General features: G+C 71.9%; 19 protein-coding genes. 1 reads left to right on the top strand and 18 read right to left on the bottom strand.

What is annotated here, in order from left to right; translation table 11 throughout:
- Nucleotides 1–7: 7 nt before the first annotated feature.
- From ACE1OC_RS40280 to ACE1OC_RS40265, 4 genes are all read right to left on the bottom strand, one after another.
- Nucleotides 8–670 carry a response regulator gene (locus ACE1OC_RS40280; RefSeq protein WP_407841234.1) on the bottom strand — a complete coding sequence of 221 codons (663 nt, stop codon included), beginning with the start codon at nucleotides 668–670 and terminating at the stop codon, nucleotides 8–10.
- Nucleotides 667–1836: a sensor histidine kinase gene (locus tag ACE1OC_RS40275; protein WP_407841836.1), complete on the bottom strand. Its 1170-nt coding sequence runs from the start codon at nucleotides 1834–1836 to the stop codon at nucleotides 667–669. Before ACE1OC_RS40275 ends, ACE1OC_RS40280 begins: the two co-directional genes overlap by 4 nt.
- Before the next feature lie 120 nt (nucleotides 1837–1956).
- Nucleotides 1957–4026, bottom strand: a complete 2070-nt coding sequence (locus ACE1OC_RS40270; protein WP_407841233.1) for an MMPL family transporter — start codon at nucleotides 4024–4026, stop codon at nucleotides 1957–1959.
- A 197-nt stretch (nucleotides 4027–4223) separates the two neighbouring features.
- Nucleotides 4224–4949, bottom strand: a complete 726-nt coding sequence (locus tag ACE1OC_RS40265) for a leucine-rich repeat domain-containing protein (protein ID WP_407841232.1) — start codon at nucleotides 4947–4949, stop codon at nucleotides 4224–4226.
- A 282-nt stretch (nucleotides 4950–5231) separates the two neighbouring features.
- On the opposite strand from ACE1OC_RS40265, the gene ACE1OC_RS40260 reads away from it, so the two are divergent.
- Nucleotides 5232–5468 (top strand): hypothetical protein, encoded by a 237-nt coding sequence (locus ACE1OC_RS40260; RefSeq protein WP_407841231.1) that lies wholly within the window; start codon nucleotides 5232–5234, stop codon nucleotides 5466–5468.
- Between the two features lie 76 nt (nucleotides 5469–5544).
- Here ACE1OC_RS40260 and ACE1OC_RS40255 read toward each other — a convergent pair whose 3' ends face one another.
- From ACE1OC_RS40255 to ligA, 14 genes are all read right to left on the bottom strand, one after another.
- A complete protein-coding gene (locus ACE1OC_RS40255; RefSeq protein WP_407841230.1) occupies nucleotides 5545–7149 on the bottom strand; it encodes a TROVE domain-containing protein in 1605 nt (534 codons plus the stop codon).
- Between the two features lie 225 nt (nucleotides 7150–7374).
- Nucleotides 7375–9315 (bottom strand): FUSC family protein, encoded by a 1941-nt coding sequence (locus ACE1OC_RS40250; protein ID WP_407841229.1) that lies wholly within the window; start codon nucleotides 9313–9315, stop codon nucleotides 7375–7377.
- Complete coding sequence (gene trpS / locus ACE1OC_RS40245) at nucleotides 9315–10397, bottom strand: tryptophan--tRNA ligase (protein ID WP_407841228.1); 1083 nt, start codon at nucleotides 10395–10397, stop codon at nucleotides 9315–9317. Before trpS ends, ACE1OC_RS40250 begins: the two co-directional genes overlap by 1 nt.
- Before the next feature lie 195 nt (nucleotides 10398–10592).
- The gene (locus ACE1OC_RS40240) at nucleotides 10593–11090 is read right to left on the bottom strand and encodes an MFS transporter (RefSeq protein WP_407841227.1); all 498 of its coding nucleotides are present in this window, start codon (nucleotides 11088–11090) and stop codon (nucleotides 10593–10595) included.
- Between the two features lie 528 nt (nucleotides 11091–11618).
- Nucleotides 11619–11783: a tryptophan biosynthesis modulator TrpM gene (gene trpM, locus ACE1OC_RS40235; protein ID WP_407841226.1), complete on the bottom strand. Its 165-nt coding sequence runs from the start codon at nucleotides 11781–11783 to the stop codon at nucleotides 11619–11621.
- 85 nt (nucleotides 11784–11868) lie between these two features.
- Nucleotides 11869–12279, bottom strand: coding sequence for a GNAT family N-acetyltransferase (locus tag ACE1OC_RS40230; RefSeq protein WP_407841225.1), 411 nt, complete (start codon nucleotides 12277–12279; stop codon nucleotides 11869–11871).
- Nucleotides 12266–13573 carry an adenylosuccinate lyase gene (gene purB, locus ACE1OC_RS40225; RefSeq protein ID WP_407841224.1) on the bottom strand — a complete coding sequence of 436 codons (1308 nt, stop codon included), beginning with the start codon at nucleotides 13571–13573 and terminating at the stop codon, nucleotides 12266–12268. Before purB ends, ACE1OC_RS40230 begins: the two co-directional genes overlap by 14 nt.
- A gap of 290 nt (nucleotides 13574–13863) precedes the next feature.
- On the bottom strand, nucleotides 13864–16779 hold the full coding sequence (locus tag ACE1OC_RS40220; protein ID WP_407841223.1) for a hypothetical protein: 2916 nt from the start codon (nucleotides 16777–16779) through the stop codon (nucleotides 13864–13866).
- Nucleotides 16780–18630: an HSP90 family protein gene (locus ACE1OC_RS40215; protein WP_407841222.1), complete on the bottom strand. Its 1851-nt coding sequence runs from the start codon at nucleotides 18628–18630 to the stop codon at nucleotides 16780–16782.
- Between the two features lie 314 nt (nucleotides 18631–18944).
- Nucleotides 18945–19922: a hypothetical protein gene (locus ACE1OC_RS40210; protein ID WP_407841221.1), complete on the bottom strand. Its 978-nt coding sequence runs from the start codon at nucleotides 19920–19922 to the stop codon at nucleotides 18945–18947.
- A gap of 127 nt (nucleotides 19923–20049) precedes the next feature.
- The gene (locus ACE1OC_RS40205; protein WP_407841220.1) at nucleotides 20050–21159 is read right to left on the bottom strand and encodes a hypothetical protein; all 1110 of its coding nucleotides are present in this window, start codon (nucleotides 21157–21159) and stop codon (nucleotides 20050–20052) included.
- 102 nt (nucleotides 21160–21261) lie between these two features.
- On the bottom strand, nucleotides 21262–21762 hold the full coding sequence (locus ACE1OC_RS40200) for an SRPBCC family protein (RefSeq protein WP_407841219.1): 501 nt from the start codon (nucleotides 21760–21762) through the stop codon (nucleotides 21262–21264).
- 166 nt (nucleotides 21763–21928) lie between these two features.
- The gene (locus ACE1OC_RS40195; protein ID WP_407841218.1) at nucleotides 21929–22429 is read right to left on the bottom strand and encodes a cupin domain-containing protein; all 501 of its coding nucleotides are present in this window, start codon (nucleotides 22427–22429) and stop codon (nucleotides 21929–21931) included.
- Between the two features lie 227 nt (nucleotides 22430–22656).
- Nucleotides 22657–24705 carry an NAD-dependent DNA ligase LigA gene (gene ligA / locus ACE1OC_RS40190; protein ID WP_407841217.1) on the bottom strand — a complete coding sequence of 683 codons (2049 nt, stop codon included), beginning with the start codon at nucleotides 24703–24705 and terminating at the stop codon, nucleotides 22657–22659.
- Between the last annotated feature and the right edge of the window lie 14 nt (nucleotides 24706–24719).

Genomic DNA, 24719 nt, shown 5'->3' with positions numbered 1-24719 from the left:
CTCCCGTTCACGCCCCTGGACTGACCAACCCCGACTCGTACGCCACGATGACCAGTTGCGCCCTGTCCCGGGCCCCCAGCTTGCCCATGATGCGGCTGACGTGGGTCTTGGCGGTCAGGGGGCTGAGGCCGAGGGCCTCACCGATCTCGGTGTTGTTGAGGCCGCACGCGACGAGGGTGAGGACCTCGCGCTCGCGGTCGGTGAGGCATTCGGGGCCGGTCTCGGGCGGAGCCGCCGCGGGGCTGCGCAGGAAGCGGGCGATGAGCCGGGAGGTCGGTCCGGGCGAGAGGAGGGCCTCCCCGCCGGCCACCGTGCGGATCGCCTCGAGGAGTTCGGCCGGGCGCGTGTCCTTGACCAGGAAGCCGGAGGCCCCGGCGCGCAGGGCCTCGACGATGTTCTCGTCGGTGTCGTAGGTGGTGAGCACGAGCACCTTCACCCCGGCCAGATCCTCGTCCGCGGCGATCAGCCGGGTGGCCTCGATGCCGTCGAGGTCGGGCATGCGGATGTCCATGACCACCAGGTCGGCGCGTTCCTTGCGGGCCAGTTCGACGGCCTCCCGGCCAGTGCCGGCCTGTCCGACGACCGTCATGTCCTGGGACGACTCGAGGAGCATCGCGAACGCGGCCCGTACGAGCGCCTGGTCGTCGGCGAGCAGAACGCGGATCGTCACGGGTTGCCTCCCAGCGGCAGTACGGCACTGACCTCGAAACCCTTGCCTGGAAGTGGCCCCGCGTCCAGCGTTCCGCCCACACTGCGCGCCCGCTCGCGCATGCCGACGAGCCCGAAGCCGGGGGCGCCCCCGCCCGTGCCGGTCCCGTCGTCGGTGACGGTGACCCGCAAGGATCCGTCCCCGGCGCGCACACCGACCCGGATGCCGAGGTCCTGCCGGCCCCCGTGCCGTACGGCGTTGGTGAGGGCCTCCTGCACGATCCGGTAGGCGGCCGCGCCGACGGCGGCGGGCGGTACCTCGTCGGTGGTGACCGTCAGGTCCACCTCGGCCCCGGAGACCCGGGCGGCCGCCACCAGACCTTCCAGCCCGTGCAGGTCGGGCAGGGGGTCGCGGGCGTCGCCGGCGCCGTGCTCGCGCAGCACCTCCAGGGTGGTGCGCAGTTCGCCGCGGGCGGCGCGGCAGGTCTCGGCTATGTCGTCGAGGGACTTGGCCACGGCCTGGCGGTCCAGGCGTTCGGGGTCCGCGTTCAGGATGTGCGCGGCGACGGAGGTCTGCACGCCGATCAAGGTGATGCTGTGCGCGAGCAGGTCGTGCAGGTCTCGGGCTATGCGCAGCCGTTCCTCGGCGACCCGGCGGCGGACCTCCTCCTCGCGCGTGCGTTCGGCGCGTTCGGCACGCTCGACGACGGCGGCGACGTACTGCCGGTAGAAGCGCAGGGCGATGCCGATGAAGACCACGGCGAGCACCCAGCCGGAGATCCGCAGCGCCTCGGCGGCCTGCTTCCTGTTGACGAACATCATGACGCTCAGCGCCACGGCCAAGGCCGTGCTCGTGGTGAGCAGGGTGTACAGGGGCCGACAGGTGACGGCCAGGCTGTACAACACGACGACCGAGACCGGGAGCGGGGCGGTGTGGTTGTTGTCGAGGGCGTGGTACGGCAGGAGCAGTGCGCCTTCGGCGGCCAGCGCCGCCAGCGGGTGGCGCCGCCGCCACACGACCGGCAGCTGTCCCGCGAGCAGCAGGAGCCAGCCCAGCGCGTCCGGACGCCGGGCCGGGTCGGTGGTGAGGGCGATGACCACGGCTAGGGCCGTGACGGCCAGGGCGAGCAGGACGTCCTTGCGGGTGGCGTGCAGGGCGGTGCGCGGGTCGCGGTTGATCACCGCCATGATCCGCTCACTGAGATGGGGTTTGCTTTCTGCTTCGGGCACGAGCTCATCCTCCGTCACATGGGCGCCCCTCTCGCAACGGAGGGGCGCCCACGGGCATCACACGGGGTAGGAAAGGTGTCAGACGCGCTCCGGCTCCCGGAGCAGGACTTCGGGCTCCGGCGCCTTCGCCATGCGGCCGGGCCACCACACCTTCCGGCCGAGGGCGACGCTGGCGCTGGTGACGAGGTAGGTGCGCACGAGGAAGGTGTCGAGGAGGACGCCGACCGCGATGACGAAGCCGAGCTGGACCAGCGAGACGAGGCCCATGTTCATCAGCACCGCGAACGTGGCGGCGAGGACGAGGCCCGCGGAGGCGATGACACCGCCGGTGGTGCGCAGGGCGGTGAGCGCGGCCTCGGCCGGTTCGGCGCCGCCCAGGGATTCCTCCCGCATGCGGTGCATCAGGAAGATGCCGTAGTCGACGCCGAGTGCCACCAGGAACACGAAGGACAGCAGGCCGAGGGCGGGGTCGGTGCCCTGGAAGCCGAACAGCGGCTCGAACACCAGCCCGCCGATGCCGAGGGAGGCACCCCAGACCGCGACCACGGCGGCGACCAGCATCAGCGGGGCGACCAGGGAGCGCAGCAAGCCGATCAGGATGAGCAGGACGGCGAGGAGGACGATCGGTACGACGACCTTCTGGTCACGGGCGTTGGTCTTCTCCAGGTCGATCTGCTGGGCGCTGGGTCCGCCGACGAAGGAGCCGTCCAGCTTGTCGCGCAGGCTCTTGATCGTGCGGGTCTCGGCGTCCGTCTGCGGCAGTGCGGAGGCGTTCACGGACACCTCGGTCCAGCCCTCTCCCGTCCGGCCGACATGGGCGGAAGCGACGCCCTCGGTGGAGGTGGCCGCCGCGAGGGTGGCTGCGGCGCGGTCGGCCGGAGTCATGACGGTGATGGGCTGGCTGGAGCTGTCCGGGTAGGCGTCGGCCAGGGTCACCATGGCGGAGACGGACTCCGGCCGGTCGACGAAGGCGTCCTCCTGCTTGAGGTCGCCGGGCAGGTTCAGGGCGCCGAGGGCGAGCGCCCCCAGTGCGAGGGCGCCGGCGACGAGGACGGTCACCGGGCGGCGTCCGGCGGAGCTGCCCATCGCGGAGAACAGCGAGCGGCGCTCCTTGGGGGTGCTGCCGAAGGCCGGGATGAGCGGCCAGAACACGCGGCGGCCGACCAGGACCAGGATTGCGGGCAGCAGGCTGAGCATGGCGATCAGCGCGCACAGTACGCCGACGGTGCCGAGGGGGCCCATGCCGCGGTTGGAGTTGAGGTCTGCGGCGAGCAGACACAGCAGGCCGACGGCGACGGTGCCGGAGGAGGCGATCACGGCGGGCCCGCAGCCGCGCAGGGCGGCCTTCATGGCATCGTACGGATGCTCGATGCGGCGCAGTTCCTCGCGGTAGCGGGAGACGATGAGCAGGGCGTAGTCGGTGCCGGCACCCAAGACCAGGATGGTCATGATGGCGGTGCCCGCGCCCGAGATGGAGGTACCGAAGGCCTGGTTGAGGCCGTAGGCGACGCCCATGGACAGGTAGTCGGCGATGCCGGCCACGATCAGCGGGATCAGCCACAGCACGGGACTGCGGTAGATGAGGATCAGCAGGACGGCGACGACGGCGACGGTGGTGTAGAGCAGGGGGCCGTCAAGGGAGTCGTACACCTTCTTGGAGTCGCGGATGACCGCGCCGGGGCCGCCGACCTCGACGGTGAGGCCGTCGGCGGAGCGGGCGGTCTCGCGGACGTCGTCGACGAACGCGTTGCGCAGTTCCTCGTCGGCACCGGGTTCGTTGCTGCTGACCGGGTACATGAGCGTCGTGCCGTCCTCGGAGGGCACGCCCTTCGGGGTGTCGGTCAGCTCGTGCTCGGCGGCGATCTGCCCGATCTGCCGCTCGGCGGTCGCTCGGTCGGTGGCCGTGAGGGCCCCGTCGCGCTGGTACACGAGGACGAGCTCGGTGCTCTCGCCGCCGGGCAGCCGCTCCTGGAGCTTGGCCACCTGGGTGGAGTTGGCGTTCGCGGGCAGGTAGTCGGTGACGCCGTCGCGCGTGACGTCGGCGAGCTTCCCGGCGAACGGCGCAGCGACCGCGAGCACGGCGACCCACAGCGCGAGCACCAGCCAGGGCAATGCTCGTCGCCGACTCTGTGTAAGTCCGGCCCCCATGTTCGGGCCTCCCTCCGGTCCGGGTGTCTTGTGTGCTTCCAAGACTCCCGGCGGGCAAAGACCGGATCGTCGCGCCTGAGACCGAATTCGCCGGTACTGCCGGGGGTGGCCCGGGCGAGCGGATTACTCCCGCGGGAGTAGGGAGAAACAGCCGCACTGGGGCGCGAGGCAGCGAGGGAGCAAGGAAGTCGTCGCTGTCACGTCAGGACGACGCACCCGAGCTGCTCCAACTCGCCGAGAAGCGGTAGAGCGGGATCGACCTCGTTCCAACGCAGATCCAGCTTCTCCAGCGACGGCATGAGGGCGAGCCAGTCGGGCAGCCGGCCGAGGCGGTTGCTCCGCAGGTCGATCTGGCGCAGTCGTGGGAGGCCGGCCAGTGCCTCCGGCACCCCGGTCAGGGAGTTCTCGCGTAGGTCCAGGTGGCGCAGTTCGTGCAGCTCGGCCACCGACGACGGCACGTGCTCGATCGCGTTCCCTCGGAGCCACAGCTCACGCAGGTTGCGGAGCCGGCCGATGGCATCGGGCAGGGTGGTGAGCCGGTTGTGCTGCGCCCTGAACTCGATGAGGCCGCTCATCCCACCGATGGCCTCCGGCAGGGCGGTGAGGGAGTTCTCACCGACGTTGAGGTAACGCAGCCGGGTCAGGTTCCCCAGAGAGTCGGGAATCCGGGACAGCTGGTTGTCGTGTAGGTAGAGGCAGTCGCTGAGTTGGGTCAACCCGCCGAGTTCTTCGGGCACCGACGTCAGCGCGTTGTGGCCCAGGTCCAGGGTCTTCAGCCGGTGGAGCCCCCCGATGTCCGGCGGGAGGGCCGTAAGTCCGTTGTCCGCGAGGATCAGCACATGGAGCTCGGTCTGTTCCCAGACCGACTCGGGCACCTCTCCGAGCTTTCGACGCCACAAGTTCAGTGCGTTCTTCACAGCCATCTCCCCTTCGTCGACAGTCCTGGGCTCCAATTCTCGTTCGGGACCTTCCTCGGCGGCGACGGGCGGGCAGAACTCGCGCTCGGCGCTGGTACGGGCCCGGGTACGGGGATGACCGGAAGCGAGATCAGGGGGTGGTGAACAGGCGGGTGAGGTGCCTTTCGCTCACTCGGGCCAGGTCGGCCAGTGCCTCGGTGGTGAGGTCGTGGTCCAGGTGCGCGGCGATGTGGTCGGCGACCGCGCCCACCAGGTCGTGCGCGGGCGGCGGGGCGGCGGGGCGGCGACGTGCAGGCTCATCTGGGCCTGGTTCCCGGGGCGTTGGAGGTAGGTGACGAGTTCGCGCGCGACCTCGCGGGCGAGCGCCGCGCCGTGGTCCTCCTCGATGAACGCGAGGGTGAGGTCGAGGGCGCTGGTGACCCCGGCGGCGGTGGAGATCTTGCCCTCGCGGATGAAGAGGGGACCGGGGTATCCGCGGCCCCGGACACGAACAGACGTCTGGAACCGCGGCTGGAAGTCGGCTGACCTGGTGGTCGACTGTGCGGCGTGTACGACAACCGTTGACTCCAGGGGGTGTCCTGCCCGTTCCCCAGGGCACCCCCTAGCTCTGTGGCGTCCATGGCCATCGCGCTTCGCGGCCGGCCTCGACAAGGCCGATCATCCGGAACCCGGCGTCCGTCAAGCCGCCGAAGGTGTGCCGGTTGGGGCCGCCGGGGCCGTGGGCCGGCTGGTACCCCGCCAGGTTCCAGGTGTAGACCGGGACGTCCTCCGGGACCGGTTCCGCCGGACCTCGGCGCCCCAGGTGCGGGCCTGTCTGCTCGTCGGTGACGATCAGGACCCTCTCGTGGCCCCGGTAGTGGGCGCGCACCGCCTTGGCAGTGTCAGTGCCCCCGAGGTTGTTGAACCGTTTCAGTACGTCGAGCACCGGCTCCCCGGACCGGAAGGAGACCTGCGCGCTCGACGATCCGAACTCCACCAGGTCAGCGTCCTCGGCGCGCATCGCCAACGCCGTGCCGAAGACGGCCGCGGCGTCCGCCCGGGTCAGGGTGGACCGCTCCGAGACGGTGTCGTAGAACATGGAGTAAGACCGGTCCACCAGGATCAGGGTCCGGCCGGTCAGGGCCGGTACGTTGGCCAACGAGTGGCTCAGCGCCACCTCCAGCCGCGCCGACCAGCGCGCAGAGCGTGCATGGCGGTGGGCGGCCAGGTAGCGGAACGGGAACTGCCGGGACCGGGCGACCTCCTCGGCGTCCGAGATCCGTGCGGCGACCTCGGCCGCCGCCTCGTCCGAGATCCCGGCCCCGTCGAAGTTGCGCAGGTTGCGGAGCAGCGCCATCGATCCCATCGAGGGGATCACGGCTTCCCACACGGCGGCGTCCATCGGTCCCTGGAGCCAGCCCGCCAGGGCCTCCCAGGTCATGCCCGCCGCGGCCAGCCGCTCGGCGCCGTCCGGCCCGGTGACCACGGCCCGCCGCTCGTCCGCCGGCAGTTCCATCAGGGTCCGGTGTGCGGTGAGCAGCCGGTCGCCGGGCGGCGGCGCAGCGTTGTCCGGGTGGTGCCGGCGGTCCAGGGCGTGCCGGAACAGCTGGCCCTGCCAGGGCTTGGCCGGGTCGGGTGTGGCGTGGACGAGGTTGAGGACGTCGCCGAAGCGGAAGGCCTTGGACGCGGTGTCGTACTTCAGGAGGGAGCGGGAGGAGTACAGCCGCCGTACGGCGTCGGCGATGCCCCGTTTCACGGGCTGTGGGACGCTCCGCCCGTAGGCCGAGGTCCAGTGGGCGAGCAACTCGCCGGGTTCGTCTGCGCGCTGGAGCACGGAGTCGATGACGGACCGGTTGGACGGCCCCACGCAGGACCCGGAGGCGAGCCGTGCCCTGACGTACTCGGCCGCGCCGATCAGGGAGGCGGTACGCATGTTTCCTTCGCCTCGGAGCCAACGCAGCAGGCCGGCCGTCCATGCGGGGTCCTGGAGGGCGAGTTCACCGACGAGGCGGGTGTACCGCTCGTCGCGTTCCGGGCCGCTCTCGTAGAAGGTCTGCTGGGTGACGAAGTTCCCCACGGCCAGGAGGAAGAGCTCCTCGCGCGGCTCCCGGACGAAGGCGGGGCCGCCTTCGTAAGTGAGCGGGTCCGCCCCGGTGGGGTGTTGGTGGGACCACGGATCGGGGGCGGTACGGGCCGCCGCGGCGGAGATGTGCGGGGCCACGAGCATCTCGGACCAGATCTTCGACGTGCGCGGGGTGTGGCGAGGCAGGGAATCCCCCCGGATCCAAGGTCAATGGGGAGCCCCGTCCGAGGCGTCCGACGGGGCGGAGGGACGGGCGGGGCACGGATGCGCCCGCGCCACCCCGAGATCAGAAGTGGCCGCGGCGTCACTTGGTTTCGGAAGGAAGTAGCCGCAGCCGAGCGCATCGGGGGACGCGGTCGCGCCGTCACATTAGGCAGGCCCGCGCACCGCGTGCCAGTCAATTAAAGGGCCGGCCGGGTCCCCCGTCCGTCCGGCCCCGGCCGGCATGATCGGGGCAAGATCCGAAAGGGGCTCTGAGGTTTCAGAACCTTGCGGCGGCGGCACTGCTGTTGACGGCGGGGTTCTCCTGGCGGGGCTCGGGGAGGGGACGCGGTTCGGGCCCACGGCCCTGGTGGGTGGCCGGAACGGGCAGCACGGCGTGTCGCGGTGGTTGGTGACGGCTGTGGTGGTGAGGCCGGCCATGACCTGCTCGGCGTGGGCGAGGTCGTCCCGCCAGGTTTCCAGCGCGTCGTGGTGGCGCGGATCGGTGTGCAGGCGCGTGAGTTCGGTCTGTACGGCGGCCAGGTCTCCGTGGATGCGACGGCGCAGGGTGTGCAGGGCCCCGGCGTCGCCGGAGGCGATGCGGGTGTGGTCGGCGTACTCGGCCATGGCCTCGTACGCGCGGGCCAGCCGGTCGGGGACCCGGGCGCGGGTGTCCTCCGGCCAGAGCAGGTAGCCGCAGACGAGGGCGACGGCGCAGCCGGCCACGGTGTCGATCAGGCGGGCTGCGGGTACGGCTGAGCCCGCCAGGCCCAGCGGGTCGGCGAGCAGCAGCATCACCGGGGTCAGGAAGAGGGTCTGCAGGGCGTAGTTGCGGCGGGCGTAGGCCTGGAGCAGGCCGGTCAGGACGACCACGGCGCCGACGCTCCACCAGCCGGGCGGCAGGACCGTGATGGCTGCGAGTCCGATCAGGACCCCGGCCGTGGTGCCGAGGGCGCGGGTCATCAGCCGGGCGGGCACGGTGCCCAGGGCGGGCCGGACGGCGAGGGCGACGGTCAGCACGAGCCAGCCGGAGCGAGGCAGGCCGCTGAAGGAGGCGACCGTCTGGGCCACTGTCAGGCACAGGGTCAGGCGTAGGGCGTAGCGGCGGGCCGCCGGGTCGCGGAACCTGCCCGCCACGGCTCCGGCGAGCCGGCGCAAGGGTGCGGGGCGCGTCGGCAGCAGGCGGGTCCTGCCGTCCGCGGGCTCCTCGCCGGGCGTGGCGAGTGCGGCGACGGCGGCGCGCAGTGCGCGTCCGGCCTGGTCCGGCGGGGCAGGAGGCAGGGCGATCGGGCCGGGGGTCCTCGTCTCGACGGCATCGGCGATCCGGCGTACCGCGTCGGCGTACTCGGCGGCCGACTCGCGGGCCCGGGCGGTGCGGACGGCGGGGGCCGAGGCGATCACTTCGATCAGCCGGTCGAGGTGGGCGGCCAGTTGGGCGGCGGTGCTGCCCCGGCGGGGTGGGGAGAGCCGGCGGATGACGACGGTGTCGTAGGCGGCGTCCATGGCTCCGGTCGCCCGGTGGCGGCGCTCGGTCCAGGTGTCCTCGTCGGCGTCGAGGAGGTCGGCGACGGCGCGCAGGGCCCCTGCGACGGCCTGTCGTTCGGCGCGCCCGGGGTGGCGCAGGGCGTCGGTCAGGGAGAGCAGCATCAGGGGGATGCCACCGAGCAGGAACAGCAGCGGTACCTGCCACCAGGGCGGGGCGGTGGGCAGTCCGAGGCCCATGGTGGTGGCGAGCAGCAGGACCAGGGCGGCCATGTCGCTGATCCGGCCGATGGTCGACAACAGCCCCGAGACCAGGGCGACGACGGCGACCAGCAGGATCTGTGCCCACGCCTGGCCGCCGGTGATCCGGCCCAGGGCGAGTCCGATCGCACCGCCCAGTTGGGGCAGGAGGAGGGTGAGGGCGCGGGTGCGCCAGGGTGCGGCGGTGTCGTCGACGGCCGCGCCGTACGCGCCGAGGCCGGCCGCGGCGCCCAGGTCGGGCCGCCCGGCCAACTGGCCGATGGCGAGCGGCACGAACATGCCCAGGGCGCCGCGAGCGACGAGGGCGCGGTCGACGGGGACCGCCCGGATCTCGGCGGCGTGCCGCAACCACGCGGGGCCGGGCATCAGTACGCCATGCCCATGGCGGCCCGGACCTCGGCGAGGGTGGTCTCGGCCACCGCGTTCGCGCGCTCGTTGCCGCGCCGCAGGACGTCCCGTACGTGCCCCCGATCGGCCGCGAGCTCCGTACGACGTGCCCGCAGCGGGGCGAAGTGTTCGTTGACGGCCTCGGTGACGACCTTCTTCAGCTGGGCCGCGCCGCCGTCGCCGATCTCCTCCGCGACCGTCTGCGGGTCGCGGTCCTGGCACAGCGCGGCGAGCAGCACGAGGCTGGAGACCTCGGGGCGGGCGGCCGGGTCGTAGCTGATGCGGCGGACCGCGTCGGTCTTGGCGCCCTTGATCAGCCGGGCGGTCTCGTCGGCGGTGGCCGACAGGGTGATGGCGTTGCCGCGGGACTTGCTCATCTTGGTGCCGTCGGTGCCGAGCAGCAGCGGGGCGGCGGAGAGCAGGGCGTCGGGCTCGGGGAAGACCGGCCCGTTCGCCCCGTAGCGCTCGTTGAAGCGGCGGGCGATGGTGCGGGTGACCTCCAGATGCGGGAGCTGGTCCTGCCCCACGGGCACCACCCCGGCCTTGCAGAAGAGGATGTCGGCGGCCTGGTGCACCGGATAGGTGAACATCAGCCCGCTCACCGAGGCCTGCCGGGAGTGGGCGATCTCGTCCTTGACGGTGGGGTTGCGGCGCAGTTCGGCGACCGAAACCAGGGAGAGGAAGGGCAGCAGGAGCTGGTTGAGGGCGGGCAGCGCGCTGTGCGCGAAGATGGTGGACCGTTCGGGGTCGATGCCGGCCGCGAGGTAGTCGAGGACGAGTTCCTCGACGTGCTCGGCCAGGTGCTCGGCGACGTCCCGGTCGGTGAGGACTTGGTAGTCAGCCACGATCACGAAGGTGTCCACGCCCAGGTCCTGGAGCCGTACCCGGCCCTGCAGGGTCCCGAAGTAGTGCCCCAGGTGCAGCCGTCCGGTCGGCCGGTCACCGGTCAGCACCCGGAACTGCCCCGGATCGGTGGCGATCAGGCCCTTCAGCTCGGCGCTGCGTCGCCGGGCCACCGAGAGGTCGGGGGCCGGGGGCGTCACCGGGTCGTGCGTGCTCATGAACTTCTCCTGCTTCGTCGTCGTAGTGGGCGGGCACCGGAACCGGGCGCCTGCGTCTGGGGCGGGTTGGATGGCTCCAGCAGCGCGCACCGAATGTCATGATCTCCAGCGTTATGGAATAAATGGTGCCGACCTGCGCGATGTTGCTGATCTGCGGCACACGACCCGTTGGGCAGCCGGTGTGGTGACGGGGCTTCATCCGCCGGTCGGCTCGGACGGGCTCGGTGTCCGTCCGGTGGGGAAGGCGTGCGCGCGTGCGGCGATCACGACGGCCAGTGCCACGGTCAGGACGGGTCGCCTGTTCCCGGGGCGCTGCCCCGGGGCGTCGGGGACCACTACGGCGATCCACCCCACCAGGACGAGGGCTACCAGGGTCACCAGGGCGAAGGTCGGCCGCCAGCCGATCAGGCCTCCGAGGAAGGTGCCCAGGGGGATGCCCAGGGAGAGTGCGAGCGGGATTCCCGCCAGGATGACGGCGATCGCCCGGCCCTGGAGGTGAGGTGGTGCCAGGCGGCGTGCGTAGCCGACCAGTTCGGTCCAGATCGCGGCGGCCGCGATGCTGGCGAGGACCCTGAACAGCAAGGTGAGGGGGTAGGTGGAGGAGGTTGTCGTGACCGCGTTGGCGACGGCGAAGACTCCCACGGCCGACAGGAGCAGCCTCTTGCGCCGCCAGGACGCGGTCGCCTTGGACAAGGGGATGGCCGCGAGCCCGGTGGCGATCGCGTAGACGGTGATCGCCTGGCCCCATCGCGGGTTCGCCGACCGACAGGTCGCGGGCCATCTCCGGCAGGACGCCCGCGGGCAGCGCCTCGGTCAGCAGGGTGATGAACGCGGCCGTGGACAGGGCCGGCAGCGGGGCAAGGGGCAGCTTCCCTCCTCTTGTCTCCGGCACGACCGCTTCGGCGGTATCGGTGGCGTCGGTGGCCGTGGTGAGGGGTGGCTGTATCGGGGATGTCGACATGGGCGTGATCCCGGAACCTTCGGATCAGTGCGATCGCCGAGAGGGCTGGTCGCGTGGGAGGGGCAACTACGGATGGGGCGTCGTAGCGCACCGCATTCCCTCGAACCGCTGCGGGCCGGCACGGGCCGGGCCCGGCACGGCCGCAAGCCGCGTACGGGATAACCGCTGGTCAGAACCGGCAGCGAGCAAGCCGAGCGCAGGAGCGTGTCCGCGTGGTGCTCGGTGAGGGGTGGCAGGGGACGGCGGGAGGGAAGACTCCCTCAGGCGCCCCGCACGGTGCGCGCAGCGCACAGCCATCGCATGCCGTTGACTTGGCCCCGCTCGGAGCCGATCACGTACCGCACCCGGCGGCCGTGCACATGCCGCGCAGGCGCCCGGCAGCCGCGAGGGCGGCAGCCGGGGGCGAGGCGGGTGTGAAGGGGCATAACCGCAGCCTAAACCCGCCGCGCGACGCCCAACAGCAGACCAATGACCCGAATCCGCAGCCACAAGACCCGAGCAGGTGATCGGTCAGCCTGCGGTGGCGGTCATGGTCCAGGCCGAGTCGTGGCGCTCGAAACCGATGTGCGGGTAGTAGTCGACGGCCGCGGGCGCCGAGAGCAGGATCACCTTGGCCCGCGGTGCGGCCTCGCGGGTGGCACGGACGAGGTCGCGGCCGACGCCCTTGCCCTGCCAGGCGACGTCGACGGCGAGGTCGCTGAGGTAGGTGGAGTACGCGCCGTCGGTGAGGGAGCGTGCGATGCCGATCAGGCGGCCCTCGCCGTCCCGGGCGGTGACCACCAGGTTGGCGCCTGCCAGCATGCTCGTGAAGCGCCCGATGTCCTCGACCGGGCGGCGCTCGGCGAGGGTCGAGGCTCGGTAGAGGGCGGCCGCCTCGGCGACGTCGAGGCTGGCTCCGATGACCTGTTCACATGTCCACATGGCGGTGATGCTCCTTCTTCAGGGTGTCGAGTCGGGACTTCAGGTGGTCGCGGTTGCCGAGGAACCGGCGGGGGTCGAACCACGCCTCGGGGGCCTCCACACCGCGGGCCGAGAGCGCCTCGGCCAGGGAGGACCCGGACGTGTGCGCCTCGTCGGCGGCGGACTGCACGAGGCGGTAGGCGCTCTCGCGATCGGTGCCGTCGGCGGTGAGACCGAGGAAGACCTCGGAGGAGTGGACGAGTCCGCGCGTGGCCTGGAGATTGCGGGCCATCCGTTCGTCGTCGACCGTGAGGCCGGCAAGGAGCTCGGAGGCGGAGACCAGCTGGTAGTGGGCGACGGCGAGGCTGTCGGGGAGGACGACGCGCTCGACCGAGGAGTGCGCGAGGTCGCGCTCGTGCCACAGCGCGATGTTCTCGTACGCGGCTCCGGCGTTCGCGCGCAGGATGCGGGCCAGACCGCACAGCCGTTCGCTGGTGGTCGGGTTCCGTTTGTGCGGCATCGCGCTGGAGCCCTGGTAGGCACCGCTTCGGGGTTCCTCGACCTCACCGACCTCGGTGCGCTGCAGGAGCCGCATCTCCAAGGCGAACTGCTCCACTACCGCGCCGGTGATCGCGAGCGCGCCGAGCAGCTCGGCGTGCCGGTCTCGGGCGACGACCTGGGTGGGGACGGGCTCGATGCCCAGGCCCAGCTCGCCGCAGACGTACGTCTCGACCTGCGGGGAGATGTGCGCGTAGGTGCCGACGGCTCCGGAGAGGGTGCCCACGGCGACGGCCCGGCGGGCGGCGGCGAGCCGGCCCGTGCAGCGGTGCAGCGCGTGGGCGTGGACGGCGAGCTTGTGGCCGAAGGTGGTCGGCTCGGCGTGGACGCCGTGGGTGCGGGCCACGCAGACCGTGTCCCAGTGTTCCAGGGCCCGGTCGATCAGCAGCCCGATCAGCGTGTGGGCCGCGTCCAGCACGAGGTCGACGGAGCGGGCCAGCAGCACGCCCTGGGCGGTGTCGACCAGGTCGTAGCTGGTCATCCCGTGGTGGACCCAGCGCGCCGATTCGGCCGGCATGGTCTCGGTCCAGGCGGCGAGGAAGGCGAGGATCTCGTGGTCCCGCTCGGCCTCCAGCCCCCGAATCCTCGCGACGGACGGCACTGGAGCCCGCCCGATATCGGCCAGTGCCGCCTCGGGCACCACACCGAGGGATACCTGCGCGGTGCTGGCCAACACCTCGACGCGCACCCAGGTCGCGTACTTCGTCTCCTCGCTCCACACCGCCGCCATCTCGGGGCGCGTGTACCGCTCGATCACGACACACCTCTCCTTCGGACGTCCGCGGCCCGTTCCGAACGGACCGGGGCGGAGCGCCGAAGGCAGCATACGGTAATAGTCAGGGTGGCCATTGACCTATTACAAACGAGGTGGAGGGGGTGCGGCGGGCCATGCCCGTCGGAGCGCGGGGAGCCGGCGCATCGCGGCGGTGATCAGCAGCTCGGCCGCGCGCCGCGGGGCCGGTGCGCTGAATCAGGGTCAAGACCCGACGTACGGCGGCGCGGGCAGCCATCGTGACGTGGCGGCCCGCGCCGTGGCGATCCGGACGGTTATCGGCGGAGGTAGTCCTGGCGGAGGGCCTCCAGGATGTCGGCGGCCTCGGGGAGGCCGGCATTGCGGCAGCGGGCTGCGGCGGTGGTGAGCCTGGCTATGGCCTTCTGGTAGAGGGCGAGGCCCTTGCCCTCTACCAGGGCGGCGATCCGGACCGCTTCGGCGCGCGGCACCTCGCCGTGCTCTCCGCCCTCTTCGTGGGCCGCGATGGCCGCCTCCGCCTCGGGCAGGGCCTCCTCGAAACGCTCGGCCTCCGCCAGGACACAGGCCCGGCGGTAGTGCACGGTGCCGCGCTCGTACCAGTGGGCGAAGTCCTCGGCGTCCTGCGGTACTCCGGCGCGGACGGCGTCCGCCCGTGCGAGGTGCTCCAGCGCCGCTTCCAGGCCCTGTGCCGCCCGCGCCTGGACCGCGAGGCGCGCGAACTGGCACATCATGCTGATGATCAGCGACGGGTTCGGCGCCTCGGCGTGCGCGGCGACGGCCCGCTCGTAGGCGGTGTTCGCCGCCTCCCACCGGTCGGCCATGGCCAGGGTGATGGCGGCCTCCACCGCCACCAGGGTCTGGACCGGGCGGTCGTCTTCCCATGCGGCGACGGTGTCCGCCAGGCGCAGGAACTCCTCCGCCGCGGGCAGGTGCTCTCCGAGATCCCGCAGCCCGCGGGCCAGGGACAGGCGGGCCTGGGCGAAGGCGCGTTCGTTGTCCGGGGCGTGCGCCTCGTCCGCCAGGAGGGATTCCAGGACGGCGACGGCGTCCTCCGGCCGGCCGCCGCGCCCCAGCACGTCCGCGAGCTGGAGGCGTACGTCCACGGCTTCGGCGAGCTCCCCGTCCTGGTCGAACAGTGCGGCAGCCTCGGAGAGATGGCGTACGGCGCCGCCCAGGTCCCCGAGGTGCGATGCCGCGTGCCCGAGCAGGGAGTACGTGGGGGCCAGCGCGAAGTCCGTGTCGTCGTACCGGGCCGCGTCGGCGAGCGCCCGGTGCAGGAGCTCCGCCGCTTCGTCCGGCTCGCCCTTGGAGAGCAGGAACTGCGCGAGCAGTGCACGCGGGCGTGAACCGCGCCAGGGCCGGGCCGAGGCGTCCACGGCGTCGAGGGCCGCGCGCAGCAGTTCCTCGGCCGCTTCCGTGTCTCCCCCGCGGCCGGCCAGGTCCGCGGTGAGCTGCAGCGCGTTGGCCACGTGGTGGGGCACGGACAGCCGCTCCGCCTCCGCGCGCAGCGTACGGGCGTGCTCCTGGAACCGCTCCGCTGCGGTCCCCTCGGTCTCCGGCAGCTCCCGCAGCGCGTCCTGGTAGGCGGCGTAGGCGGCGGCGTACCGCAAGGTGAGGTACTCCAGTGCGGTCTCCGCTGTCAGGGGGGCCTGGGTCTGGAGGCGCTCCGCCTCGGCCAGGACCGTGTCCAGGCCCGCGCGGATCGCTTCGCGGTCCGTGTCCTCGGAACTGGTCCGCCAGGCCAGGGCACGGGAGCGCGCGTTGAGCGCGTGCCAGGGCATCCCCAGGCCCTCGTACAGCTCGGCCGCCCGCTTCAACTCGGTGGCGCTCTCCTCGTCGCGGTCCTGCTTGGTGAGCTTGTAGGCCCGTTGTTCGGCGAGCTCTGCCGTCAGGAGGTCCTGCGGGCCGAGCTCGTCGTCGTGGGCGAAGCCGCCGTCGGCCAGGCGTTCTTCGATGCGGTCCCAGAGCCGGTTCTCCCCGGGGTGTCCCGCGGCGGCCAGCCGGCGTGCTTCGCGGACCAAGGTGGCCACGTCCTGGGAGAGGTCCGTTCCCGCGGCGGGTGTCACGGCCACAGCCGCCGCGACAACGGACACGGCGGGGCGGGCGACCTGCGTGCGCAGACCGAGCGGCAGCGGCTCGTCGAGGAGCGGACGCTGTGCGAGGCGGCTACGGAACCGGTCCCCGACGGTGCCGGTGTCGTTGCGCGCGTCGAACGCGGCCGCGAGGCGGCCGGCCGCGGAGTGGACGTGGTCGAGGAGCGTCCCGGCGGTCCAGTCGCGCCCGGGCGGTCCGGCGACGGCGGTGTCGGCGTGCCCGTCCTCGACGAGGCGGGTGAGCAGCACCCCTGCTCCGGTGAGGAAGCCGAGGTGTGCCAGGGGGGCGCCGGTCGCCTCGAACAGCGGGCGGTTCTCGGCGAGAATCTCCAGTCCCCGGCCCTCGTTGCGGGAGAGGGCGCAGAACTCCAGGTGGAGGCCCACGGCGTCCTGCGTTCCGGTGTTCCCCCGGACCTGGCGATAGCCGCTGAGGTGGTGGGAGCGGGCCTCGTCGGCGCGGCCCGCGCGCAGCAGCGGCAGGAGCGAACGCGACCGGCTCAGCTGCGGTTCCTCGGTGCACCCGGTCTCGCCTTCGAGCACGGGACCCCAGATCTCCAAGGCCCCCGCGTCGTCACCCGACTCCACCTGGTGCTCGGCGAGGTGCCGGATCTCGCATGCCTCGCAGTCGCTCAGCTCGGTACGCGCGCGGGTGGCCCAGAGGTCGTAGGCGTCGGCGAGGCCGGCACCCGTGTGGTTCGCGACGTGGTAGCGCATCGCCGCGACCGGCTGCATGCCGTGGTCGGCCGCCGTGTAGCGGCTGCGCATCGTGTCGATCCAGCCGTGGATCGCGGCCAGCGGTACTTCGGGTACCTGCAGCAGGGAGGTGGCGACCCACTTGAAGCGCCAGAAGACCTGATGGGCCTCCCACTGACTGAAGGTGTCGGGGGCCGTGTCCCACAACTTGAGCAGCCGGGCGAAGACGACGGGCGACTTGCGGTGCTCGCCGGTGAACTCGTACGAGGCCATCAGCTCCAGCAGCGCCGTGACGAGGGTGTCCGGCACGTCGAGGAGCTCGGCCGCATCGACGATCTCCTCGGCGGTGACGGTGCGGTGCAGACCGTGGGGACGGTCGTGGTTCTCGCGGAGCGCCTCGACCACGGCCTCGGGGGTGTCCAGCATCTACAGTTCCTTCCGGGGCTCGGAGCCGGGTGCAGCGGTACCGCTCTGGTGCATGGCGTGGGTGAGCAGGCCGATGAAGGCCCGGTTCAGCAGGGCGCTCTCGCTGGCCCGGAGCGGGCGGCGGCTGAGCAGCAGCGCCTGGCCGTAGAGGGCTTCGGCGGTGGTGACGGCCAGCCCGCGCTCGGCGATGGTGATCGCCTGGCGCACCAGCGGGTTGAGGTGGTTCAGGACGAGCTGGGCCCGCGGGGTCTCGTTGCGCAGGGACCCGAGGATGTCGGCCCACACGCCGTCGCTGTCGGCGGCCAGGCTCGACCTGGTCCGCTCGTGCCGGGCCTCCCGGTTGTCGAGGAGCAGCGCGGAAGCCGTGACCGGCTGGAAGTCGCGCAGGACCACGTCGCAGTCGTGAACGCCGACGGTCTCCCGGGCGATCGCGAGGAAAGCCGCCGCGCGGAGCTCGGCGGACGGGTCCACGGCGTCGAGATGGGCGGTGACCGTGGCCGGGTCGAGGTCGGTGACGGACGTCCCCGGCCGGATCTCGGGCAGCCGGAGAACGAGGTCGCGGTCGTAGGTGTAGCCGCCGTTGACGACGCCGAGACCGGCGGCCGAGGCGATGGGCGCGACCTGGCGGAACTCCTCGACACTGCGCGTGATCAGGAGGGCCGGGTGGGTCCGCGCGAACTCCTCCAGCGTGACGTTGCCGTCGGTGGTCTCGAACGGCAGCCACGGCAGCACGATGCGCAGCAGCTCGTCGTCGTAGCGGGCCAGTGCCTTCACGGCGAGGTGGTGCGTTTCGATGAAGCGGTGCAGCAGGGAGGGGTTGCTGGCGGCGAGGCCGGTGAGCCAATCGCGGATCCGGTCGCCCAAGGCGTCCCGTACGGCGGACAGGGTGCCGTCCTCGTACAGGGCCTCCCGCGAGGCGGTCGGCCGCAGGCTCGTGGTGTCGACGACGCAGCGGACGAAGAACGCCCATTCCGGGAGCAGTTCGGGCGCCTGGTCCGTGAGGAGCATGCCCTTGAGGTGGACGCGGTGGCCGGCCCGCTGTGCCGGGCTCATGGCCGTGGGCAGGACGTAGGCAACCCCGCGCAGCCCGGCGGCCGGCAGGTCGAGCTCGATGGTGTCGAGGGGCGTGAAGCCGAACAGGCCCCGGCAGTACGCGGTCATGGCCTCGCGGCGGGCCAGCGGAGAGCGGTGGGTCTGCTCCCAGGGGGGTGTCTCGTTGATCTTGTCGATCTCGCCGCGCGGGCCTTCGACGATGACCTCGTGCCGCAGGAGACCGCCGTAGTGCCGGGCCAGTTCGGCGACCTTCTGCGGACTGGTCCACTCGGCGTTGTCGGCGCGCGGAGTGAGGCGCACGGTGGTGCCCGGCTCCGGCACGGCCGAGGCGGGGAGGGTGCGGATCGTGTAGCGGCCGTCGGAGTGGCCGCGCCATTCGACGGCGGGCGCCGAGGGGTCGGCCGCCGAGCGGCTGAGCACGGTGATCTCGTCGGCGACCACGAAGCAGGCCAGCAGCCCGATGCCGAACTGGCCGATGAAGTCCCCGCGGGCGGCGTCGAGCCCGGCACCGTCCAGGGTCCGCTTGGAACTGCGGCCGATGGTCGCGAGGAACTGATGAACGTCAGCCTCGGTCAGCCCGATGCCGGTGTCCGTGACGGTGAGGGTCGCGCCGGTGCGCACCGTGATGGTGGCCGGGGACCCGGGCGCCAGGGTTTGGCGTGCGGTGATGGCGTCCACGGCGTTCTGCAGCAGCTCGCGCAGGTAGACGCGGGGGCTGGAGTAGAGGTGGTGGGAGAGCAGGTCGACCAGGCCGCGCAGGTCGACCTGGAAGGTGTGGGACGTCTCGGAATCGGGCACCTGGCGGCATCTTTCGGTGAGTCCGCCGACGCCGTGGGCGGCGCGGGCGGAGACGGAAGGGAGGAGCTCGTGGAATGTGGCGCGAGGGGTGCGGCCCGAGGGGAGCGCTGTGCCGCACCGGTCGCCCGGCCGGGCGGAGCCCCGGCGGAGCCCCGGCGAAGCCCTTAGGGACGGTCCGTCAGCAGCGGTACGTGGCTGCCGAGCCGGGAGCGGCCGGACCGTGCTCCGGGCCGGCGGCGACCGCGACCGCCGCTGCTCGTGGTGGCCCGTGACCCGTGGCGGGCTGGCGGCTGCCGGGTCAGCAGGTCAGCAGGTCAGCGTCCGGTTGCCGCACGCTGCTTGCGGTAGGCCGCGGCGGGGTCGGAGCCGTTGATGTAGTACCAGGGGAACTCGGTGACGCGGCCCTGGGTGGCGTGGAAGCACTCCCGTGCTGCCTCGCGGTCCCCCGCGAGCGAGAACGCCATGGCGAAGGTGTTGAGCACCTGGGCCCACCCGGCCCGGCGCACGAAGTCCGGGTGCCGGAACGAGTGGTCGGCCGCCTCCCGCAGGGACGCCGAGACCTCGGGTCTCCGCATGTACGCATCGTCCGGACCGGAGTCGAGGGAGAGCCACTGCTCGATGTGCGCGATGGCCACGAGCTGGCCCAGCTGCGTGCCGGCGGGGGCGCCGAAGGCCGAGTCCCGGGCGAAGGAGTGCGCCTCCTCGTGCGAGCCTCCCCACTTCTCGCAGACCTGCTGCAACTGCTGCTGGTGCGCTCCCAGGTGGTGCGGATCGCGGCGTACGGTCGCCTCGAAGCGGCGGCGTGCGGCGGTCGCCCCGACCTGGAGGCCGCGGCCGGTGAGCTGGAGGCCGTACCAGGGCGAGGTCCACCGCGGCTCGCGCTCGGCCGCCTCGTAGAGCCACTCCTCGGCGCTCTGCAGTCGCGAGTGGAACACCTCGAACTGCTCGCGCGAGACCTCCGATGCCCTGGCACCGGTCCGGGCTTCCCAGCCCCAGCTGATGTGGCGGACGCCCGCCACGAGCCGGGCCAGCGACGCGTCGGGGTCTGCTTCGAGGACCGGGACGATCCACCGTTCCACCCCGGCGGTGTCGCCGACCGCCCAGAGCAGTTCGGTCCGGTCGTCGCTCTCGGGACGTGCTTCGAGCACCTCGCGCACACCGGTCCAGTCCGCGGCCGCGGCGGCCTCGCGCACCCGTCGCACGTCCGGATCGCCGGAGTCCTCCTGGACCCGTGCGACGGGCCTGCCGCCCCATTTCCCCAGTGCAAGCCCCCATTGACGGAGCACCGCCATCTCCCCACCCCTTGCTGTGTCCTCACGGGAAGGCATGGAGCACCTCCCGTGAGACATGTGACTATCACGCACGACCGACAATCGCACGTTTGTTTCTGCGAAGACCCCGAGGCTCGGGAGACGCCGTCTAGCGCGCCATCCCGTAGCCCTGCGCCGTCGGGGTGGGGCGTGCCCGGGACAGTTTCACGGCCCTGCCGCGAGCCGCTTCGAACGCCATGACAGGGTTCCCCGCCTTGCGCCAGGGTTCGGCTCCGCACCACGGCCCGATCTGGCGGAACTGCTCCAGGGCGGGGCCGTACATCATCGACTGGAGCATGTAGTGCGCCAACAGGTGGCGCAGGACCGGCAGGCGCTCGTCGTCGGGGGCAACCTGGCCGAACGAAGCGGCGGTCCGCTTCAGCAGGCTCCTCGTCGTGGGGCTGACGGGCAGGGAGGCAGCGGAGGAACGGTCGGCGAGTTCGCTCAGCGCGTGCAGGTATATCCCGGCGAGCGGGCTGCCCGCCGGTGCCTTGCGGACCGTCTGGCGCGCGAAGCGCATCATCCGCCGGTTGCTTCCGAACCACTTGGCACACCAGTACTGGAGGGCCTGCCAATGCCCCTCGTAGTGGTGGGGTGCGCGGGCGACGAGCCCCTTCCAAAGGGGCTCGAACTGTTCGTGGCCGTACTGGGCTCCGCGCGCTGCGGTGACCATGACGACCCAGGGTCCCGGGTTCGCGGGGTCGAGCAGTGCGGCGCGGCGGGCTTCCTCGATCGCGGCCGGGAGCATGGCGCGGAAGCGCTTCATGTCCGAGTCCGGGACCGCGTGGGCGAAGGCGCTGCCCCGGATCTCCCAGGCTCGGTGGACCATGAGGCTTGCGTGGAGAGTCGCCGCGTCGCAGTTGCCCGGTTCGGCGGTGCGCCAGGCGTCGAGCCAGGCACTGTCCTTCCGGGCGACGTGCTGCAGGAGCTCCAGCCGGTCCCAGCGCGCGTCCCAGTCGTCCCCAGCCGCCCGGACGTACCGCTCGGCGGTCTTCCAGTCCCCTTGCCATGCGGCGTCGGCGACGTCCTGCCTCTCCTGCGCTCGGTGTGCCGCGGGCGGAGGACCGGGGCGCCGGTTGTCCAGCGCCTCACGGGGCGGAAGACCGTAGGAGGACGCCACGAAGTGCTTTTCGATCCAGCGGTCGGCACCGCCAAGGACGCTGGAGCGGAGGAGCACGATGAGAAACACGCCGAGTGCAACGGCGAGGAAGATGGTCACGGGGGGAGATCATTCCCGAACCGATCACTCTCCACAATAGTCCAGGCCAACGATAAGCCGAGGTCAGAGCCGGATACCCGCAGGCACCGCGATGCCGACGCTTCAGCCGGTTTCCAAGGCCTTCTTGAGGTTGCGCAGGGTCGTGGCGATGTTCCTGCGCTGAAAATCGGCGAAGACGCTGCCGCCTGTGGCCACCCGGTCGAAGGTGTTCGCCACGAAGTCCGGCCACGCCCGGCGGTCGTCGGTCCACGTCTCGGTCACCCGGGTCCCTTCCGGGACGGGCTCGAAGCGGTACTCCCAGGTGGCGATGGGACCCGGCAGCCGGGGCCGCGTGACACCGATGGCGTGCACCCTGAACCGGAACAGCCTGTCCGGCTCGAGCGCCGTCACGGTGCACCGGGTGGTCCAGCGGAAGGCGCCACGTTTGTTCCGGCCGTCGAAGACCATGCCGACACTCGGTTCCCGGGCACCCCCGCGCACGGTGGCGCCGAGGTTCTCCGGGCTCCAGTCCCCCATCCGTGCGGGATCGGATATGCGCCGATAGACCTCTGCAGGATGGACCTTGACGACGATGCTGTCGGACACGGTCAGCGTACGAGACATGCTTCTCCCCTCGAGGGGCCCGACGTTACCGCCTGGCCCGCCGCACGGCTACCCCGCAGTAACTTCATGGCGGGGCAGCCCACCGGCGGGGCTTGGCAGGCAGGCCGTGCAACCCCCGACGGCCTGCGGCCCTACTCGCCGGAGCGACCATCAGGCCCCGTCGCGGTCACCCGTTGCGCGAGGACTCCCAGATCGCGCTGGTGCCGAAGTAGGAGTCGTACAACTCCTGCACCTCCAGAAGGCTCTCGGGCGGGACCTTCCCGTACCGGATTCGCTCCAGGTGCCGGAAGTACTCGAAGCGCTCTACGCCCGGCGTGATGATGACGAGCATGTCGGCGATCTCACCCGGAGCGGCGGAGAAGGCGTGCTTCTGACCGGGCGGTACCACGACGACGTCGCCGCGCTCGGCCGTCACGACCTGGTCGCCGGCGAGCAGCTGCGCGGTGCCGTCGAGGACGTAGAACATCTCTGCGGACTTGCGGTGGTGGTGCGGACGAGCCCCGTTCGCACCCTTGGCCAGCGTTACGCGCATGGTCGAGAGCGCGCCACCCACCTGGGCGCTGTCCACGAGCAGGTGGTTCTGGACCGGGGCGTCGCCCCCGATGAGCTCGGCGTCCGCAGCGCGTACGACGACGGAATCATCGAAGTCGGGAATGAAGAAGGACATGTTCAGCAGCCTGTTCTGTACTTTTACGCCTGGGAGGCAATGAGACAGCGGCCACGCACGCCCTCCCCTCGCTCGTGCGCGGTCGGTCAACTCGCGGCCGATCGCCCGCCTTTCATGGGTTGACGTCGCGGATCTTCCTCAGGATCGAATCATCGCGGAGATCTATGCTCTGCGGCCGGGCAGAGAAGCCGGTTCCCTGTGGCTGCGAGCGAGCTCGCGGGTGGTGATCAGGCAGGAGGGAGGAGGTCGGCGACGAGGGTGGCGAATTCCTCGGGGTCGAGGATGCGGATGCCCAGTTCTTCGGCCTTGGTGCGCTTGGATCCGGCCTTCTCGCCCGCCACCAGGAGCGTGGTGCGCTTGGACACCGACGACGATGCCTTTCCGCCGGCCCGCTCGATCAGCTCGTTCATCTCGTTCCGGGACAGCACCGCGAGGGGGCCCGTCATGGAGCCGGTCACCACGACGGCCTGTCCGGCCAGCGGGCCGCCCGCCGAGTCATCGGCGTCGTGCGCGTCGGTTGCGGCCCGCTGCGGCTCGGTGGCCTGCATGCCGACCTGCTGCGCCTGGAGCTTGTCGAGGAGCGGGGCGAGTTCGACGAGTTCGGCCTCGATGACGCGGGCCTTCTCGGCGCCGATGCCGTCGACCCCGGCCAGCGTGTCCGCATCGGCGGCACGGATCGCGGCCATCGAGCCGAAGTGCGCAGCGATCCGGCGGGACATGGTGCGCCCGGTGCCGCGGACACCGAGGGCGCAGAACACGCGGCTCAATACGGCCCCGCGGGCCGTCTCGATCGCGGCCAGGAGGTTGGTGGCGCTGGTCTCGCCCATGCGCTCCAGACCGAGGAGCTGCTCTCTGGTCAGGGTGAACAGGTCGGCGATGTCCTTGACCAGACCGGCCTCCACCAGCTGGATCGCGCGCGTGCCGCCGAGGCCTTCGATGTCGAGCTGGTCGCGGCCGGCCGCGTAGATCACCGAGGCCACGGCCTGGCAGTTGCGTCCGCGCACGCACCGCCAGCGCTGCTCGGAGGTGTCGATGGCGTCGCCACAGCGGGGGCACGCCTCGGGGAAGACGATCGGGCTCTCGGTGCCGGTGCGCTGGTCGACCAGTGGTGCCTCGACCCGGGGGATCACGTCGCCGGCCCGGTAGACGAACACCTGGTCGCCGATCATGAGCCCGCGACGGGTGATGTCGGACGGATTGTGGAGCGTGGCGTAGGTGACCGTCACCCCGTCGATGACCACGGGCTCCAGGACTGCGCGCGGGGCGATGATCCCGGTCCGGCCGACGTTCCACTCCACCGCCAGCAGGCGCGTCACCTTGTGTTCGGCCGCCAGTTTCCGGGCCACCGCCCATCTCGGGGCGCGCGAGCCGTTGCCGGCCTGCCGCTGGTCCTCGGCCGTGTCGGCCTTGACGACGACACCGTCGATGCCGAAGGGCAGGTCTGCGCGCAGGCCGGCGATCACGTCGATGCGTTCCTGTACCTGCTCCACGGTCTCGCATCGCATCGGGGCGACGGCCGTGCCGGCGGCCGTGTTCGCGCCGAGCGCGGCCAGGTTCTCCAGCAGGGCGACGTGGCCGAGGTCGTCCAGGCCGATCGCGCTGTAGGCGAAGAAGGTCAACTCGATCCGGTAGGGGCGGTCCTTGGCCCTCAGGGTGCCGGCCGCTCCGCTGCGCGGGTGCGCGAAGGGCGTGGCCTCGTGGGTGAGCCGGATCCGGTTGGCCTCCTCGAACTGCGCGGTCGTCAGCAGTACCTCGCCGCGCAACTCGACGTCGATCGGCTCGGTGAGTACGGGGGGCAGACCGAGGACGGCGTCGGCGGCGTGGGTGATGTCCTCGCCGGCCAGGCCGTCGCCGCGGGTGAGGACCTGGACGAGCCGACCACCCCGGTACCGGGCGGCCACCGCGAGGCCGTCGAGCTTCGGCTCCACACACCACCCGGCCACCGGGCGCCCGAGACGCCGTTCCAGCCCTGCGGCCCACTCGGCGAGCTCGTCGGCGTCGAAGACGTTGTCGAGGGAGAGCATCGGCACCGAGTGCGGCACGTCGCCCTGGACGGCCCCGCCCGCGACCTTCCCGGTCGGCGACTGGGCCAGCACCTCGTCCGGGTGGGCCTCCTCGTAGGCCGCGATGGCGCGGAGCAGCCCGTCGTATTCGTCGTCACCGAGCGGGGTGGTCCCGTCGCCGTAGTACGCGGCCGACGCCGCCACGGCGGCGGTCACGGCCTCTGTGTAGGCGGCAGGGGAAAGCAGGGCGATGTTTTCGGTCATGTAGGTCATCTTCGCGCCCCGCA

The sequence above is a fragment of the Streptomyces stoeckheimensis genome (assembly GCF_045822005.1).
Taxonomy (GTDB): Bacteria; Actinomycetota; Actinomycetes; order Streptomycetales; family Streptomycetaceae; genus Streptomyces; species Streptomyces stoeckheimensis.
The sequence above is the reverse complement of the archived record's forward strand: the minus strand, read 5'-3'. Positions and strand labels throughout refer to the sequence as shown.

Excerpts from the sequence above, each read along its gene's own strand:
- ACE1OC_RS40230 (WP_407841225.1), bottom strand. The coding sequence starts at position 12,279 with ATGTGGACATGTGAACAGGTCATCGGAGCCAGCCTCGACGTCGCCGAG.
- ACE1OC_RS40265 (WP_407841232.1), bottom strand. The coding sequence starts at position 4,949 with ATGGCTGTGAAGAACGCACTGAACTTGTGGCGTCGAAAGCTCGGAGAG.
- ACE1OC_RS40255 (WP_407841230.1), bottom strand. The coding sequence starts at position 7,149 with ATGCTCGTGGCCCCGCACATCTCCGCCGCGGCGGCCCGTACCGCCCCC.
- ACE1OC_RS40250 (WP_407841229.1), bottom strand. The coding sequence starts at position 9,315 with ATGCCCGGCCCCGCGTGGTTGCGGCACGCCGCCGAGATCCGGGCGGTC.
- trpM (WP_407841226.1), bottom strand. The coding sequence starts at position 11,783 with ATGCCCCTTCACACCCGCCTCGCCCCCGGCTGCCGCCCTCGCGGCTGC.
- ACE1OC_RS40220 (WP_407841223.1), bottom strand. The coding sequence starts at position 16,779 with ATGCTGGACACCCCCGAGGCCGTGGTCGAGGCGCTCCGCGAGAACCAC.
- trpS (WP_407841228.1), bottom strand. The coding sequence starts at position 10,397 with ATGAGCACGCACGACCCGGTGACGCCCCCGGCCCCCGACCTCTCGGTG.
- ligA (WP_407841217.1), bottom strand. The coding sequence starts at position 24,705 with ATGACCTACATGACCGAAAACATCGCCCTGCTTTCCCCTGCCGCCTAC.
- ACE1OC_RS40210 (WP_407841221.1), bottom strand. The coding sequence starts at position 19,922 with ATGGCGGTGCTCCGTCAATGGGGGCTTGCACTGGGGAAATGGGGCGGC.
- ACE1OC_RS40275 (WP_407841836.1), bottom strand. The coding sequence starts at position 1,836 with ATGGCGGTGATCAACCGCGACCCGCGCACCGCCCTGCACGCCACCCGC.
- ACE1OC_RS40195 (WP_407841218.1), bottom strand. The coding sequence starts at position 22,429 with ATGTCCTTCTTCATTCCCGACTTCGATGATTCCGTCGTCGTACGCGCT.
- ACE1OC_RS40270 (WP_407841233.1), bottom strand. The coding sequence starts at position 4,026 with ATGGGGGCCGGACTTACACAGAGTCGGCGACGAGCATTGCCCTGGCTG.
- ACE1OC_RS40200 (WP_407841219.1), bottom strand. The coding sequence starts at position 21,762 with ATGTCTCGTACGCTGACCGTGTCCGACAGCATCGTCGTCAAGGTCCAT.